Source organism: Streptomyces sp. NPDC055189, assembly GCF_053606765.1.
The window spans coordinates 18481-33489 of sequence record NZ_JBSGSG010000067.1 but is presented as its reverse complement, the minus strand read 5'-3'; the positions used below and the strand labels follow the sequence as shown (position 1 = coordinate 33489).

The following is a 15009-nucleotide window of genomic DNA, read 5'->3' as shown; positions in this document are numbered from 1 at the left end:
GCAGCCGAGGAGGGGCAGGCCGCTCAGTCCCCCGCGTCCCGCCACGCCGCGTCCCGCAGCAGCCGCAGGCCGTTGAGCCCCACGAGCACGGTGGAGCCCTCGTGGCCGAGTACGCCGAGGGGGAGCGGCAGGCTGCCGACGAGGTCCCAGGTGACCAGTACGGCGATGAACGCCCCGGCGATCACCAGGTTCTGCACCACGAGCCCGCGGGCCCGCCGGGACAGGGCGATCACCTTGGGCACGGTGGCGAGTTCGTCCCGCACGATGACGGCGTCGGCGGTCTCCAGAGCCAGGTCGGAACCGGCCCGGCCCATCGCGATGCCGGTGTGGGCCGCGGCGAGGGCGGGCGCGTCGTTGACGCCGTCCCCGATGACCAGCACCCTGCGTCCGGCGCCCTCCGCCGCGCGCACCGCCGCGACCTTGTCCTGCGGGAGCAGCCCGGCCCGTACGTCACCGATGCCGACCTCCGCCGCGAGCCGGGCCGCGGCCTGCGCGTTGTCGCCGGTGAGCAGCATCGGAGCGGTGCCGGTCAGGGTCTGCAGGGCGGTGACGGTCGCCGCGGCGTCGGGGCGGAGACGGTCGGCGATGCCCAGGACGCCGACGGGGACGCCGTCGCGCAGTACGAGTACGGCGGTCTGGCCGTCCTCGCCCAACTGACGCGCGTGCGCAAGGGCGTCCGCGCCCTCCGCCTCCCTCGGCGGGGTGTCCAGGAGCCGGTTCGGCGCGCCCACCTCCACGGCCGCGCCCCCGACCGTGGCGCTCACCCCGACGCCCGGCGCCGACGCGAAGCCGGACACGGCCGGGATGTCCAGGCCGCGAGCGCGCGCCGCGCCCACGACGGCGCGGGCCAGGGGGTGTTCACTGCGGTGCTCGGCAGCCGCGGCGAGCGCCAAGAGTGCGTCGTCGGTCAGGCCGCTGCCCGGCAGGGCGTGGACGGCGGTCACCCGTGGAGTGCCCTCGGTCAGGGTGCCCGTCTTGTCGAGGGCGACCGCGTCGACCTGCCCCAGACGCTCCATCACGACGGCGGACTTGACCAGGACGCCGTGCCGTCCCGCGTTGGCGATCGCCGAGAGCAGCGGCGGCATGGTGGCGAGCACCACCGCGCACGGCGAGGCCACGATCATGAACGTCATCGCCCGCAGCAGGGCCCCGGTGAGGTCGTCGCCGAAGGCCAGCGGCACGGCGAAGACGGCGAGCGTCGCGACGACCATGCCGAGCGAGTAGCGCTGCTCGACCTTCTCGATGAACAGCTGCGTCGGCGCCTTGGTCTCCGACGCCTCCTCGACCATCGCCACGATCCGCGCGATCACCGAGTCCGACGCGTCGCGCCCGACCCGCACCCGCAGCGCACCCGCCCCGTTCAGCGTCCCCGCGAACACCTCGTCCCCGGCCTCCTTGCCGACCGGCAGCGGCTCCCCGGTGATCGTCGCCTGGTCGACGTCACTGGCCCCATCGAGCACCTCGCCGTCGGCACCGACACGCTCACCTGGTCGTACGAGGATGACGTCGCCGACCCTCAACTCGGCGGTCCCGACGGTCTCTTCGCCACCCCCGTCGCCCCCGTCGGCCAGCCGGGTGGCCGTGGCGGGCGCGAGGTCGAGCAGGCTGCGCACCGAGTCGGCGGTCCGGGCGGTGGCCAGGGCCTCAAGCGCGCCGGACGTCGCGAAGATGACGATGAGCAGCGCCCCGTCCATCACCTGCCCGATGGAGGCCGCGCCGAGGGCGGCGACGATCATCAGCAGGTCCACGTCCAGGGTCTTCTCGCGCAGCGCGCGCAGCCCCGCGAGCGCCGGTTCCCAGCCGCCGGCGACGTACGCGACGGCGTACAGCGCACCCCACGTCCAGGAAGCGGCCCCCGCCAGCTGGAGCGGCAGCGCGATCAGGAACGCGGCCGTCGCTGCCGCCGCCCAGCGGGCCTCGGCGAGAGCGAGGACACGGGTGCGGCGGCGCGGAGCCGTCGCGGCTCCGGATCCCCTGGAGGAGGGGCGGGGGAGCTGGGGAGCGGGAGCGGCGGGCGGGGCTGCGGGCATGGCGAAGGAACCCTTCACGGGCTGGGGAGCGGCAACGTCATCACCGTACAGGAACGAATGAACAGCTTTTCATGTGTCGTCGATAGGATGGCGCCATGGGCCACGGAGTCGACGACAAGAGCAACGCCACCACGCGTGAACGCCTGGACACCGTGGGGGCCGCGGACGTCGCCGCCACCCTCCAGGCCCTGGCGACCCCGTCCCGGCTGCTGATCCTCGCCCGTCTGCAGGAGGGCCCCTGCGCGGCCGGCGACCTCGCCGATGCGGTCGGCATGGAGCAGTCGGCCTGCTCGCATCAGCTGCGCCTGCTGCGCAACCTCGGCCTGATCACCGGCGAACGGCACGGCCGCTCGGTCATCTACGCCCTCTACGACCATCACGTCGCCGAACTCCTCGACCAGGCGCTCTTCCACGTGGAGCACCTGCGCCTCGGTCTGCGGGACACGCCGGCGGGCGGCTAGCCTGTGGGTGATCTTCGGACCAGGTGATGCAGGTGCGGGTGAGGGAGAACGGCGTGTGGCCCGTGGTGGCGGTTGTGGCCGTCGGCGGCGCGATCGGCGCGTCGGCCCGCTACGGCGCGTCCCTGATCTGGCCCACCGCCCCCGGCACCTTTCCCACGACGACACTGCTCGTGAACGTCGTCGGCTGCGCCGTCATGGGGGCCTTCATGGTGCTGTTCACCGAGGTGATGCGCAGGCCGCACCGTCTGCTGCGGCCCTTCTTCGGCACCGGCGTGCTCGGCGGCTTCACCACCTTCTCCACCTACGCGGTGGACATCGAGCGCCTGGTGGAGAGCGGACACGCCGGGACGGGCCTCGCCTATCTCGGCGTCACGTTGCTCGCGGCCCTCGCGGCGGTGTGGAGCGCGACGTGGGTGACGCGGCGCGCCGTGGCATGGAGGCGACCGTGACCGGCCGCGGCGGGGAGATGACCGTGACCGACTGCGGCGGGGAGGTCCGGTGAACTGGCTCTGCGTGGTGGCGGGGGCGATGATCGGCGCCCCGCTGCGCTTCCTCACCGACCGCGCCGTTCAGGCCAGGCACGACACGGTCTTCCCGTGGGGGACGCTCGCGGTCAACGTGGCGGGCAGCCTCATCCTCGGCGTGCTCACCGGCGCGACCGTCGCGGGCGCCGCCACCTCCCACACCCAACTGTTCCTCGGCACCGGCCTGTGCGGCGCCCTGACGACGTACTCGACCTTCTCGTACGACACCCTGCGGCTCGCGGAGAGCGGCTCCCGCTTCTACGCCGCGACCAATGCCGTGGTCAGCGTGGTCGCGGCGCTTGGCGCGGTGTTCGTGGGCGTGGCGTTGGCCGAGGCCGTGTGGGTGTGAGCCGAGGCCCCGGGATCAGGTCCGGGGCCAGGCTCCGGGATCAGGCCTCGGCGAAGTCCCCCGAGAGCGCCGCGGCCATCCGCAGGTGCGGGGCCGCGTCAGCGTCGCGTCCCTGCCGCTCGAGCGTGCGGCCGAGGAGCAGCCGGGCGTACTGCTCGACGGGGTCGAGTTCGATGACCGTACGCAACTCGGTCTCCGCGCGCAGCAGTTGAGCCGAGTGGTAGTAGGCGCGGGCAAGCAGCAGACGCGGGGCGACCTGCTCCGGCACCTCGTCGGCCAGGGGGTCGAGGATGCGCGCCGCCGTGGCGTACTCCTTGGCGTCGAAGAACTGCCGCGCGCGCTCCCAGCGCTCCGCCGCGGTTCCGTGGTCGTAGTACATCGTGTCCACTGTTGCCTCCTTCGAGCCGTCCAACGGCAAGATGTGATTAAAAATTCCACCAACCGGTTCGGACCGGGGCGGCTCCGGGCGGCCAGGGACGGCTCGAGACGACCCGGGGGCGCGGGTTCCTTCGGAATGACCGGAGCGCGCGCCTGACGTCGGGCGCCCCGCGGGGCTAGGTTGTGCGGCATGAGCAATCTTGATCGCGAGCCGGTCCCGTCCCTGTGCGGCGGGCGCGGGTTCGTCGTCGCCGAACCGGTCCGGGAACTCCTCAGCCCCCGCAAGGTCAAGCTCGGCGAATCCACGGAGGTTCGCCGCCTGCTGCCCAATCTGGGCCGCCGCATGGTCGGCGCCTGGTGCTTCGTGGATCACTACGGCCCCGACGACATCGCAGAAGAGCCCGGCATGCAGGTGGGCCCCCACCCGCACATGGGCCTGCAGACGGTGAGCTGGCTGCACGACGGCGAGGTCCTGCACCGCGACTCCACCGGCAGCCTCCAGACGATCCGACCCCGCGAGCTCGGCCTGATGACGTCGGGCCGGGCGATCTCGCACTCCGAGGAGAGCCCCAGGAAGCACGCGCGCTTCCTGCACGGCGCCCAGTTGTGGGTGGCACTGCCCGACGTCCACCGCCACACCGACCCGCACTTCGAGCACCACGCCGAACTGCCCCTGGTCACGGCCCCCGGCCTGTCGGCGACGCTCATCCTGGGCACGCTCGACGGCGCCACGTCACCCGGCACGACATACACCCCGATCGTCGGCGCAGACCTCACCCTGGCCCGCGACGCGGACGTACGCCTGCCCCTGAACCCCGACTTCGAGTACGCCGTCCTGTGCATGTCCGGCGAGACCCGCGTGGACGGCGTCCCCGTCCTGCCGGGATCGATGCTCTACCTCGGCTGCGGCCGCACCGAACTGCCCCTGCGGGCCCAGTCGGACGCGAGCCTGATGCTTCTCGGCGGCGAGCCGTTCGACGAGGAACTGATCATGTGGTGGAACTTCATCGGCCGGTCGAACGAGGAGATCGCACAGGCACGCGCCGCCTGGATGGAGAGCTCGCGCTTCGGCGAGGTGAAGGGCTACGACGGTGAACGAATCCCCGCACCGGAACTGCCGCCGGTGCCGCTGAAGGCGCGGGGGCGCGTGCGCTGACGACGGCAGTCGGGCCGTGCGCGGCCGCGGCCATACACGGTACGAGGGTGATTCGAACGTCCGGTCGTGGGCACCCGGCAAGTCATGACGATTCGTGATGAGCATCGTGACTCGCCTGACATGGGTGAGATGGAACGAGGTACTCCGCAACGTCTCGCGGCGCGCAACCAGATGTGGACGCTCGCCTGGACCGCCCTGAGCGTCCTGCTCGCCATCTGGTCGCTGGCCTGGGCCGTCGGCGCGGCCAGGGGCAGCATCAATGCGTGGGCCTACTGTCTCGCCGGCCTCGTGCTGCTCGCCTGCGCACTGTGGGCCCGCCGCTCAGCCATCAGGAACAGTCCGCCACGCCATCTGTGAGTCGACTCCCACCCCGAGGCCGCCGCCGAGCATGTGGCGCTGGACCCTCCGGTGAGCGGCATGGCTCACGCGCTGCTCGCCAGCCCCGCCGCGTCGAACTTCCTCGAGCGCGACATCATGTCCATCCTCTCGGACGGCGACTACGACGACTCGTTCGCCATGGCGCTGGCCTGCAAGGACCTGGGTCTCGCCGTGGACCTGGGACGGGACCTCGGCGTCTCCACCGAACTGTCGGCCCTGGTCGAGCAGATCTACCGCCGGGCCAAGTCCCAGCACGGCGACCTGGCAGGAGAGATGACGCCGGTCCGGCTGTACGAGGCACTGGCGGGACGGGAGTTCCGGCTCGGTGCCGGGGTGACCGGCGGGCCTGTGGCCGTATAGGCCTGGACGCCCGGTCGGGTAGGTCCAGACCCACTTCAACGCCGACCCGGACCGCGTCCGGCCCCGCGCCGTGCACAGTGGAGGCACCGAGCCGGAGCGGCCGGGGACGGTGAAGCAGAAGGACGGGGCATGCGACAGGTCGTGTCGTGGGCGGGGAGCGCCTGCGTGGGGTTTCTCCGGGCGTGCGTGGTGGTGGTCGTCAGCATGCTGGTCCCGGCCGTCTGGGCCGCCGCCGTGGCGCTGGGGATCCGGTGGGGGGCGGGCAACCCGTGGTCGTGGGTGGCGCCGGTCGTGGTGGTGTGCGGCGGCACGCTCGCCCTGTCGCGCCCCGTCTGCCGGATGTTCAGGCTCCTCGCCGCGAGGTGGACCGGCACCGTCGTCCCCGCCGGATACCGGCAGGCCGAGCCCGTGGTGCGGATGTCCACCGGGTACTGGTGGAACGGCTTCTCCTACGAACGCACCCGCCGGGACGCCCTCATGGACCAGCGGTGGCGGATCCGATTGAGTGATCCGGCCAACTGGCGTGACCTGCGCTTCACGGGGATCGCCCCGTTCACCGCGGGACTGATCGCGGCCGTCCCGCCGGCCGGCCTCGCCGCGGCGGTCATCGGCTTCGGCCTGCCGGACCCTTCCACGCGCCTCGTCGGGGCGCTCGGTCTGGTCGTGGCCGTCGCGAGCGCACCCTACGCCTGGCGGCCGGTCGGGCCGGTGGCCGGGCGCTTCCTGCGTCCGTCCTCCGCGATGGTCCTCGCGGACCGGGTGGACGAGCTGACGGCCCAGCGCGCGGACACCACGATCGCGCAGGCCGCCGAGATCCGCCGGATCGAACGGGACCTGCACGACGGGGCGCAGGCCCGCCTCGTCGGGCTCGGCCTCTCCCTCGCCACTGCCGAGAAGCTGATGGAGACCGACCCCGACCGGGCAAGGAAGCTGATGCGGGAAGCGCGGGCCGGAGCGACCGCGTCACTGACCGAGCTCCGCGAACTGGTCCACGGAATCAACCCGCCCGTCCTGAACGACCGCGGGCTCATCGACGCCGTTCGCGCGCTCGCCCTGGACAGCCCGCTCGAAGCGACTGTCAGCACCGACCTCCGGCTCCGCCTGGACCCGCCCATCGAGTCCGCCCTGTACTTCGCCGTCGCCGAACTCCTGACCAACGCGGTCAAGCACGCCCGGGCGGACCGGGCACGGATCTCCGTCGAGCGGGACGGGGCGCGTCTCGCGATCGAGGTCGAGGACGACGGCAGGGGCGGCGCGAGGGTGCGCGCCGACGGCGGACTCGCGGGACTGCGCCGCCGCCTCGCGGTCTTCGACGGCACCCTGGAGCTCACCAGCCCGGCAGGGGGACCGACCCGCGTGAGAATAGTGGTGCCATGCGAATCGTTGTAGCCGAAGATCTCTACCTCCTGCGCGACGGAATGGTCCGCCTCATCGAGGCATGCGGACACCAGGTGGTGGCCACGGCGGCCACCGGACCCGAGACGCTCGACGCGCTCCTGAAGTGGCGCCCGGACGTCGCCGTCGTCGACGTCCGCATGCCGCCGACCCAGACGGACGAGGGCCTGCGGGCCGCTCTCGCCGCCCGCGGGGAACGACCCGGCCTGCCGGTCCTGATCCTCTCCCAGTACGTCGAACAGCTCTATGCCAGGGAGCTGTTGAGCGACGGCGCGGGCGGCATCGGGTACTTCCTCAAGGAGAGCGTGTTCGACGCGGATCAGTTCATCGATGCCCTCGAACGCGTCGCCGCCGGCGGGACCGCCATGGACCCCGCCGTCATCGCGAAACTGCTGTCCAGCGGTTCCTCGAACCGGAGGCTCGAAGGGCTCACCGAACGCGAACACTCCGTGCTCGCCCTCATGGCCGAAGGCCTGTCCAACCAGGCCATCGCCCGCCGGCTCTTCCTGAGCGACAGCGCGATCAGCAAGTACACCACCTCCCTGTTCGGCAAACTGGGCATCACCGATGACGACAGCAACAACCGTCGTGTTCTCGCCGTCCTCACCTATCTCAACAATCCCTGACCCTTGAAGGCACGGGGGTACGGGCCGGGGAGGTAAGTCGTGTAGCGGGCGGCGGAAGTCGGATCGGCCTGTTGAGTACGGGAGTTGAGGGTGGCGGGGGAGGTGTCGCCCCATTTACCCGTCGTGATCCGGTGGTCGATCGTGTGCAGGGCGGCGAGGTGTTCGCCGGGGCTGAAGGTGCAGTGTCCGGCGTTCTCGGTGTACGCCTGGCGCAGCAGCGGGGAGCGGCCCGTTTCGGCTACCGCCTGCCGGTAGGCGCTCTCCGTCTGGACGGGCACAAGGGCGTCGCCGGTGGTGTGAATGGTGAACTGGGGCTTGTCGAGGCGGCCGGAGGGCGCCGCGTGGTCGGCCATGTAGCGCACCGCACGCGGGTCCGCGCCGATGCGGGGCGCACGGGCCAGGTCGCGGAGGTCGCCGCCGAGGGAGCGGCCCGCCGACTTGTAGAGGGCCTTGACCTCCTTGTACTGGGAAGAATGGGCCAGCATCGCCGAGTAGTCGACGCCTGTGTTCCAGGACATGTTGCCGCCCGCGCGGCGCTCGGCCTCCTCCCGCCAGGCGAAGCCGGGCTGCGCCACCAGGCCGCGTACCGCCGTGTACTGGTTCGCCTGCTGAGCGGGGTAGTCGTCCGGGGCGGGCCGTGGTGTGCGCGGATCGTTCCAGCCGGGAATGTTGTGCAGCGCGGCGGCGAGGGCGATGCGGGCCCGGCCGTCCGCGGTGTTCTGCGCCGTGCCCAGGCTCTCGCCGAGCCGCTTGGCTGAAGTGGCCGCGTCGGCGGCGTCCTTGAAGCCCGTCAGCCGTACGTCCGCGTCACCGGAACCGGGCGCGAGGAGGGTGCGCAGGGCGAACGTGGCGTCCAGCGTTGAGTTCCAGTTCGCGACCCCGCCGTGCACGAGGCCGCACATGGACAAGGAGCCGTCGATGCGCCCCGGATGGCGTTCGGCGATCGTCGTGGTGATCAGACCGCCGAGCGACTGGCCCCAGGCGAGCGTCCGGCGGGCCGCGCCGATCTCCCCGGTGAAGGTGTCGAGCGCGGCCAGCTGGTCGGGCACCGCCTGCTCGACGGCCCAGCCGGTTCTCGCGTACGAGGAGCCGACGAGGGCGTAACCCTCCTGCAGGAGCAGCCTCTTGGTGGGCTCGTCGGGGGCGTTGGCGGCCGGGTTGGGCGAGCCCTCGGGGCGGTAGCCATGGCTGAAGAGCAGCACGGTGCCGTTCCACTGGTCCGGGGTGTCGATCACGTACGCGGCGCCGGAGGGGAGGGTGCCCTCCAGGTGGCGGGAGACGGACGGTGTGGCGGATGCGGGGGCCGCCGCCACGACGAGCAGCAGGGCCGCGAGACCGACCGCGGGCTGCCGGGCGCCGTGTCGTCGCGTGGTGCGTGATCCGGCCGTGCGTGTCATAGGGATTCTCCTCGTACGGGTGAGGGGTCCTGTGCGAGCGGAACGGGTTGTGCGGCGAGGTCACGTGTGTTGGTCTCCTTGACCCGCCAGACGGCGAGCGCCGTGACCACGCCCCCGCCCGTCAGGAGCAGGGCGACGGCGTCGCTGGAGTCGTGGGCGGCGAGCAGCCCGCTGGCTATCAGCGGCGAGAATCCGGCGCCCAGCAGCGTCGCGGTCTGGTAGCCCAGCGATGCGCCGGTGTAGCGCACCCGCGTCGAGAACATCTCGCTGAACAGGGCGCCGAGCGGCCCGTACATCACGGACTGGGCGATCCCGTGCCCGATCACGCAGGCGAGGATCAGCAGGCCGGGCCGGTGGCTGTCCACGAGCGCGAAGACCGGGAAAGCGGTGGCCGCCGAGAGCAGGGCCCCGGCCAGGACCAGGGGCCGGCGTCCGAAGCGGTCGGAGAGGAGGTTCGCGCACGGCAGGACCACCAGGGCCACGCAGGAGGCGACGGTGACCCCGGTGAGCACCTGCGGGCGCGTATAGCCCGCGTCGACGGCGTACGAGATCATGAAGCTCGTCATCAGCGCCTGCGCGGTGAACGGGCCGATGCCGACCGCCGAGGCGAGCAGCACCGGGCGCGGCGCGCGCAGGACTTCGAGCAGCGGCATCCGTGCCCGCTCCCGGCGCTGCGAGAGCGACGCGAAGAGCGGGCTCTCGGTGACCTTGAGGCGGATGTAGAGGCCCGCGCCGAGCAGCAGGAAGGAGAGCAGGAACGGCACCCGCCAGCCCCAGGCCCGGAAGTCGTCGTCGGGCAGGGTGCTCACCAGCGTGACGACCCCGGTGGAAAGGACCGTGCCCAGCGGGGCGCCGAGCTGGGTGAAGCTGGTCCACAGGCCGCGCGGCCGGTCGCCCGCGTGCTCGGCGACCATGAGCGTGGCGCCGCCCCACTCGCCGCCGATGGCGATGCCCTGCACGACGCGGAGCAGGACGAGCAGCACGGGCGCCCAGACGCCGATCGCGTCGTACGTGGGAAGCAGCCCGATGAGGAAGCTGCCCGCGCCCATCAGGACCATGGTCAGGAGCATCATCGACTTGCGACCGATGCGGTCGCCGAAGTGGCCGAAGACGATGCCGCCGAGTGGCCGGGCGAGATAGCCCGCGGCGAACGTGCCGAAGGCGGCCACGGTGCCCACCGCCGGTTCGGCATCGGGGAAGAAGAGTTCACCGAAGACGAGCGCGGCGACCGTGCCGTACACGAGGAAGTCGTAGAACTCGATCGCCGTGCCGAGCAGTCCGGACAGGGCGACGCGGCGCAGTTGCCCGGATCTCTCGCCGGGCCCGGCCTCGGTGTTCGTCTTGCCGGTGGGCGGATGCGTCATGGTGCCGGTGCTCCTCAGGCGTAGAAGCGGGAAAGGCTCCGCAGGACGCAGGCCGGCTTGTCGCCGCCCTCGATCTCGACCGTGCCGTCGACGGCGATCTGCACCCCGCCCCGCACGTCGTCGACGGAGGCGAGCGCGGCGCGCAGGCGTATCCGGAAGCCCGCCTTGACGGGGGCGGGGAAACGCACCTTGTCCAGGCCGTAGTTGACCTTCGTGGTGACGCCCCGCACGTCGAGGAGGTCGGTGAAGAGCGGGATGAAGAGGGACAGGGTGAGGTAGCCGTGGGCGATCGGCGCGCCGAAGGGCCCTTGTGCGGCCTTCTCGGCGTCGGTGTGGATCCACTGGTGGTCGTCGGTCGCGTCGGCGAAGGTGTCGATACGGTCCTGGCCGACCTCCAGCCAGTCGGTGACGCCGAGGTCGCTGCCGGCGAGTGCGTGCAGTTCGGCAAGTCCGTTGGCGGTGACGGTCATTGGAGTGTTTCTCCCTCGGGGTTCGTCGTCTGCGCGCCGCCGTGTTCGCGGCGCAGGCTGGGCTTGTGGAGCTTCCCGGAGGCGGTGCGCGGCAGTTCGGGCACGCACACCACCGATTTGGGGATCTTGTACTTGGCGAGCCGGCCCGCGAGGAAGGCGAGCACGTCGTCCGGGGCGGGGGCCGTGCCGTCGCGGGGCACGACGACGGCGCGCGGCACCTCGCCCCAGCGCGTATCCGGCACGCCGATGACGGCGCACTCCGCCACGTCGGGGTGGGCGAGGAGCGCGCTCTCGACCTCGGCGGGGTAGATGTTCTCGCCCCCGGAGATGATCATGTCCTTGAGGCGGTCGGCGATGGTGACGAAGCCGTCGGCGTCCACCCGGGCCGCGTCGCCGGTGCGGAACCATCCGTCGGCGAAGGCGGCGGCGGTCTCGTCGGGCAACTGCCAGTAGCCCGCCATGACATGGGGCCCCCGCACGAGCACCTCACCGGTCTCCCCGGTGTCCGCCGGGCTGAGGTCGGGGCGTACGACACGTATGTCGGTGAAGAAGTGCGGCACCCCGGCCGTGCCCGCCTTGCGCTCCGCGTGCTCGGCGTCGAGATAGAGCGCGCCGGGCGAGGCCTCCGTCATGCCGTACCCCTGCTGGAAGGCGAGCCCGCGCTTGGCGTACGCCTCGATCAGTGGCGTCGGTACGGGCGCGCCGCCGCACATCAGGGTGCGCAGCGAGGACAGGTCGGCCACCTGCCAGCGCGGTTCGCGGGTGAGGCGCTCGTACATCGTGGGCACCCCGAACATCGCGCTGACCTTGTGCTCCGCAACCTGATCGAGGGCTCCGGCCGGGTCGAAGGACTCGACGAGCAGGCAGTGACCGCCCTTGAGGAGCACGGGGAGGGCGAGCATGCCGAGGGCCGCGGCGTGGAAGAGCGGGGCGGAGACCAGGGCGACGGTGTCGGCGGTGAGGTCGGTGTCGACCAGGACGTTGACCGCGTTCCAGGTGAGGTTGGCGTGGGTGAGCATGGCGCCCTTGGGGCGGCCGGTGGTTCCGGAGGTGTACATCAGGAGGCACACGTCGTCGGGACCGACCGCCTCGTCCAGGGGCTCCTCGGCGGAGTGCTCAAGCAACTCTTCGTATTCCGGACCGACTTCGGCGAGGAAATCCACCTGCGCTGCCCGCAGCAGCTCCACCACGACAGGGGTGTGCGCGGGGGAGTGGACGAGCGTGCGGGCGCCCGCGTCGGCGAGCTGGTAGGTGATCTCGGCCGCGGTCAGACGGGTGTTGAGCGGTACGAAGACCGCTCCGAGCGCGCCGGCGGCGAAGAACGTCTCCAGGAAGGCCGGATGGTTGGGCCCGAGGTAGGCGACCCGGTCCCCGCGCCGGACGCCCCTTGCGCGCAGGGCGTGGGCGAGCCGAAGGACGCGGGAGTGCAGGGCGGCGTAGCTGACGGCGCGGCCCTCGTGGGTGAGGGCGGTGCGGTGCGGGGTCTTGCGGGCCCGGCGCGCGGGCCAGGAGCCGAGTCCTTCGTTGCGCATGGCGTGCCCCTCTACTTGAGCCCGAGCAGGCGGGCGGCGTTCTCCTTGAGGATCTTGGGGCGGACCTCGTCCTTGATCGTCAGCTTCGCGAAGTCGGCGAGCCACCGGTCGGGCGTGAGGACGGGGAAGTCGGAACCGAAGAGCACCTTGTCCTTGAGCAAGGTGTTGGCGTAGTGGACGAGTTGGGGCGGGAAGTATTTGGGCGACCACCCCGACAGGTCGATGTGCACGCCCGGCTTGTGCGTGGCGACGGCGAGGGCCTCGTCCTGCCAGGGGAAGGACGGGTGCGCGAGGATGATCTTCAGGTGCGGGAAGTCGGCGGCCACGTCGTCGACGTGCATCGGATTCGAGTACTTCAGCCGGATCCCGCCGCCTCCGGGCACACCCGCGCCGATGCCGGTCTGCCCGGTGTGGAAGAGGGCGACACAGCCGGTCTCCTCGATGACCTCGTACAACGCGTAGGCGAGAGCACGGTCGTTGGGGAAGAAACCCTGGATGCTGGGATGGAACTTGAAGCCCTTGACCCCGTGGTCCTCCACGAGCCGGCGGGCCTGCCGTACGCCCGCCTTCCCCCGGAACGGATCGATGGACGCGAACGGAATCAGCACGTCGGGGTGGGCGGCCGCCGCCTCGGCGACCTCCTCGTTCGGGACGGGCACGGTGCCGGTGGCGGACTCGGCGTCCACGGTGAAGACGACGGCGGCCATCTTGCGCTCGCGGTAATAGGCGGCCATCTCCTCCAAGGTGGGCTTCCGGGTGCGCCCCTCGACCTTGAAGTACGCGCTGGAGGCGGCGTCGAGGTCCTCGTCTAGCGAGGCGTGCCCCTGCGAGGAGACCTCGGCATGTGTGTGGACGTCGATGGCGGTGAGCTCGGCAAGGTCCATCGCCCTCACGCCCCCGGGATCTTGGGGGCGGGGATGCCGACCGGCTCCGGGGCGCTGCCCACCGAGGTGTGCCAGGCGGCGGCGATGGTCTCCGGGGTCCAGCCGCCGTCCGCGTACGCAACGGAGTTCTCCTGCGGGTGCGACCACAGGGCCAGGCGGTCGCCGCCGATGCCGACGCACTGCCCGGTCACGTCGCGGGCGGAGCGGGAGGCGAGGAAGGGCACGAGCGCGGCGCAGTCGTCGGCCGTCCCGAACCCCTCGCCCTTGCGCAGGAAGTCAGGCAGCGGCTGCCCCTCCTTCATCGCCTCGATGTACGGGGCGAAAGCGGGGATGGTCTCGGTCATCGCGGTGGCGGCCACCGGCACGATCGCGTTGACGGTGATGCCGGCCCTGGCCAGCTCCATCGACCACGTACGGACCATGGCGGCGATCCCGGCTTTGGCGGCGGCGTAATTGGTCTGCCCGAAGTTGCCGCGCTGCCCGGCGGGGGAGCCGACCAGGATCAGGCTGCCGCCCTCGCCCTGCTCCCGCATGCGTACGGCGGCGGCGCGGGCGCAGGTGAAGGTGCCCCGCAGATGGGTGGTGACGACCGCGTCGAAGTCCTCGTCGGTCATCTTCCACAGCACCCGGTCGCGCAGGATTCCGGCGTTGGTCACCATCGCGTCGAGCCGCCCGAACTCCGCGACGGCGCGGGCCACAAGGCGGTCGGCGGCTTCACCCGTGCCGACCGCCGCCACCTCCGCGACGGCGCGTCCGCCCGCCTCCGTGATGGTCTTGACGGCCTGCTCGGCCGCCTGCTCGTCGACGTCGTTGACGACCACGGCTGCCCCGGCGCGAGCCAGGGCGCAGGCATAGGCGAGACCGAGGCCGCGCCCCGAACCCGTGACGACGGCGGCCTTGCCGCTCAGGTCCACGGTGTGTGAGTCCAGCACTGGGAAACCCCTTCAACAGGCTGCGAATGCGTATGGGTCGGCGGGCACAGGGCACGCGATTCCGGTCGGTGCCGGCCCGTGATGTCGGCCCGTGATGCAGGCCCGCGATGCAGGCCCGTGGAAAGGAAGCTAAGACAAACCATTGTTGTCGTCAATGATTGTTGCCAACATCGATCATGCGGCATGCTGGAGACTGTTGAGACCGTCGGCGACGACCGCCGGTACGCCCCGCGAACCACCGATCAGGGAGAGCGCCCCTCATGACCAGCCGGAAGACGACCGCCGAGCCCGTCGAGGAAGGGTCCGTCGACGAGGGCGCGCCCTGGATGAGAGGCCTGCACGCCGACGCGGGCTACTTGCTCTACCGCCTCGGTCTGCGCTCGGGCCAGCTCTTCAACGCGGCGCTCCAGAGATCCGGCCTGCGCCTGCGGCACTACGCGCTACTGCGCTATCTGGCCACCGTGGAAGGCGCGGCCCAGCGCGAACTGAGCCAGGAGCTGGGCTACGACCCCAGCGCGATCGTCGGCCTGGTCGACGACCTGGAACGCCTCGGCTTCGTCGAACGCCGCCCGGCCCCCGACGACCGCCGCCGACGCATCGTGGCGCTCGCCCCTGCGGGGCATGACTTCCTGCGGGACTCGGACGAGGTGGCCCGGGGTGTGACCGACGAGCTGCTTGCTCCGCTGGGCGCGGGGGAGCGGGAGATGCTGCATGCGCTGCTGTCGCGGGTGGCGCATACGGACGGCGGCTGAAGTGCCGACGCCTCGGACCGG

Annotated in this window: 17 protein-coding genes; 9 read left to right on the top strand and 8 right to left on the bottom strand. The window is 71.7% G+C overall.

Features of this window, described 5'->3' with window-relative positions; genetic code table 11:
* Positions 1-23: 23 nt before the first annotated feature.
* Positions 24-2030, bottom strand: a complete 2007-nt coding sequence (locus ACWFR3_RS34025) for a heavy metal translocating P-type ATPase (protein WP_453738538.1) — start codon at positions 2028-2030, stop codon at positions 24-26.
* A gap of 95 nt (positions 2031-2125) precedes the next feature.
* Here ACWFR3_RS34025 and ACWFR3_RS34020 point away from each other — a divergent pair, with 95 nt between their 5' ends.
* Genes ACWFR3_RS34020 through crcB (ACWFR3_RS34010) form a run of 3 tightly spaced genes read left to right on the top strand, consistent with a single transcriptional unit; the run spans position 2126 to position 3364 of the window.
* Complete coding sequence (locus ACWFR3_RS34020; protein WP_453738537.1) at positions 2126-2491, top strand: ArsR/SmtB family transcription factor; 366 nt, start codon at positions 2126-2128, stop codon at positions 2489-2491.
* 26 nt (positions 2492-2517) lie between these two features.
* A complete protein-coding gene (gene crcB / locus ACWFR3_RS34015) occupies positions 2518-2940 on the top strand; it encodes a fluoride efflux transporter CrcB (protein ID WP_453738536.1) in 423 nt (140 codons plus the stop codon).
* A gap of 49 nt (positions 2941-2989) precedes the next feature.
* Positions 2990-3364, top strand: a complete 375-nt coding sequence (gene crcB / locus ACWFR3_RS34010; protein WP_453738535.1) for a fluoride efflux transporter CrcB — start codon at positions 2990-2992, stop codon at positions 3362-3364.
* A 40-nt stretch (positions 3365-3404) separates the two neighbouring features.
* Here the strand turns inward: crcB (ACWFR3_RS34010) and ACWFR3_RS34005 are convergent, their stop codons facing one another.
* Positions 3405-3752: a tetratricopeptide repeat protein gene (locus ACWFR3_RS34005; protein WP_365860845.1), complete on the bottom strand. Its 348-nt coding sequence runs from the start codon at positions 3750-3752 to the stop codon at positions 3405-3407.
* 180 nt (positions 3753-3932) lie between these two features.
* Here ACWFR3_RS34005 and ACWFR3_RS34000 point away from each other — a divergent pair, with 180 nt between their 5' ends.
* The 5 genes from ACWFR3_RS34000 (at position 3933) to ACWFR3_RS33980 (ending at position 7657) form a co-directional block, all read left to right on the top strand.
* Positions 3933-4898: a pirin family protein gene (locus ACWFR3_RS34000; protein WP_453738534.1), complete on the top strand. Its 966-nt coding sequence runs from the start codon at positions 3933-3935 to the stop codon at positions 4896-4898.
* Between the two features lie 129 nt (positions 4899-5027).
* On the top strand, positions 5028-5255 hold the full coding sequence (locus ACWFR3_RS33995) for a hypothetical protein (RefSeq protein ID WP_453738533.1): 228 nt from the start codon (positions 5028-5030) through the stop codon (positions 5253-5255).
* A gap of 33 nt (positions 5256-5288) precedes the next feature.
* A complete protein-coding gene (locus tag ACWFR3_RS33990; protein ID WP_453738532.1) occupies positions 5289-5636 on the top strand; it encodes an NAD-binding protein in 348 nt (115 codons plus the stop codon).
* 129 nt (positions 5637-5765) lie between these two features.
* Positions 5766-7025, top strand: a complete 1260-nt coding sequence (locus ACWFR3_RS33985) for a sensor histidine kinase (RefSeq protein WP_453738531.1) — start codon at positions 5766-5768, stop codon at positions 7023-7025.
* On the top strand, positions 7010-7657 hold the full coding sequence (locus ACWFR3_RS33980) for a response regulator transcription factor (protein WP_453738530.1): 648 nt from the start codon (positions 7010-7012) through the stop codon (positions 7655-7657). Before ACWFR3_RS33985 ends, ACWFR3_RS33980 begins: the two co-directional genes overlap by 16 nt.
* On the opposite strand, the gene ACWFR3_RS33975 is transcribed toward ACWFR3_RS33980, so the two are convergent.
* The 6 genes from ACWFR3_RS33975 to ACWFR3_RS33950 are packed head-to-tail and all read right to left on the bottom strand — an operon-like array spanning position 7639 to position 14233.
* Entirely contained in the window at positions 7639-9054 is a 1416-nt protein-coding gene (locus ACWFR3_RS33975) for an alpha/beta hydrolase family protein (RefSeq protein ID WP_453738529.1), read from the bottom strand. The genes ACWFR3_RS33980 and ACWFR3_RS33975 overlap by 19 nt on opposite strands.
* Complete coding sequence (locus ACWFR3_RS33970; protein WP_453738528.1) at positions 9051-10418, bottom strand: MFS transporter; 1368 nt, start codon at positions 10416-10418, stop codon at positions 9051-9053. The genes ACWFR3_RS33975 and ACWFR3_RS33970 overlap by 4 nt, the downstream gene beginning before the upstream one ends.
* 14 nt (positions 10419-10432) lie before the next feature.
* Positions 10433-10888: a MaoC family dehydratase gene (locus ACWFR3_RS33965; RefSeq protein ID WP_453738527.1), complete on the bottom strand. Its 456-nt coding sequence runs from the start codon at positions 10886-10888 to the stop codon at positions 10433-10435.
* On the bottom strand, positions 10885-12420 hold the full coding sequence (menE, locus tag ACWFR3_RS33960) for an o-succinylbenzoate--CoA ligase (RefSeq protein WP_453738526.1): 1536 nt from the start codon (positions 12418-12420) through the stop codon (positions 10885-10887). The genes ACWFR3_RS33965 and menE overlap by 4 nt, the downstream gene beginning before the upstream one ends.
* A gap of 11 nt (positions 12421-12431) precedes the next feature.
* Entirely contained in the window at positions 12432-13304 is an 873-nt protein-coding gene (locus tag ACWFR3_RS33955; RefSeq protein WP_453738525.1) for an amidohydrolase family protein, read from the bottom strand.
* A gap of 5 nt (positions 13305-13309) precedes the next feature.
* The gene (locus ACWFR3_RS33950) at positions 13310-14233 is read right to left on the bottom strand and encodes an SDR family NAD(P)-dependent oxidoreductase (RefSeq protein ID WP_453738557.1); all 924 of its coding nucleotides are present in this window, start codon (positions 14231-14233) and stop codon (positions 13310-13312) included.
* Between the two features lie 263 nt (positions 14234-14496).
* On the opposite strand from ACWFR3_RS33950, the gene ACWFR3_RS33945 reads away from it, so the two are divergent.
* The gene (locus ACWFR3_RS33945) at positions 14497-14988 is read left to right on the top strand and encodes a MarR family winged helix-turn-helix transcriptional regulator (RefSeq protein ID WP_453738524.1); all 492 of its coding nucleotides are present in this window, start codon (positions 14497-14499) and stop codon (positions 14986-14988) included.
* Positions 14989-15009: the final 21 nt, after the last annotated feature.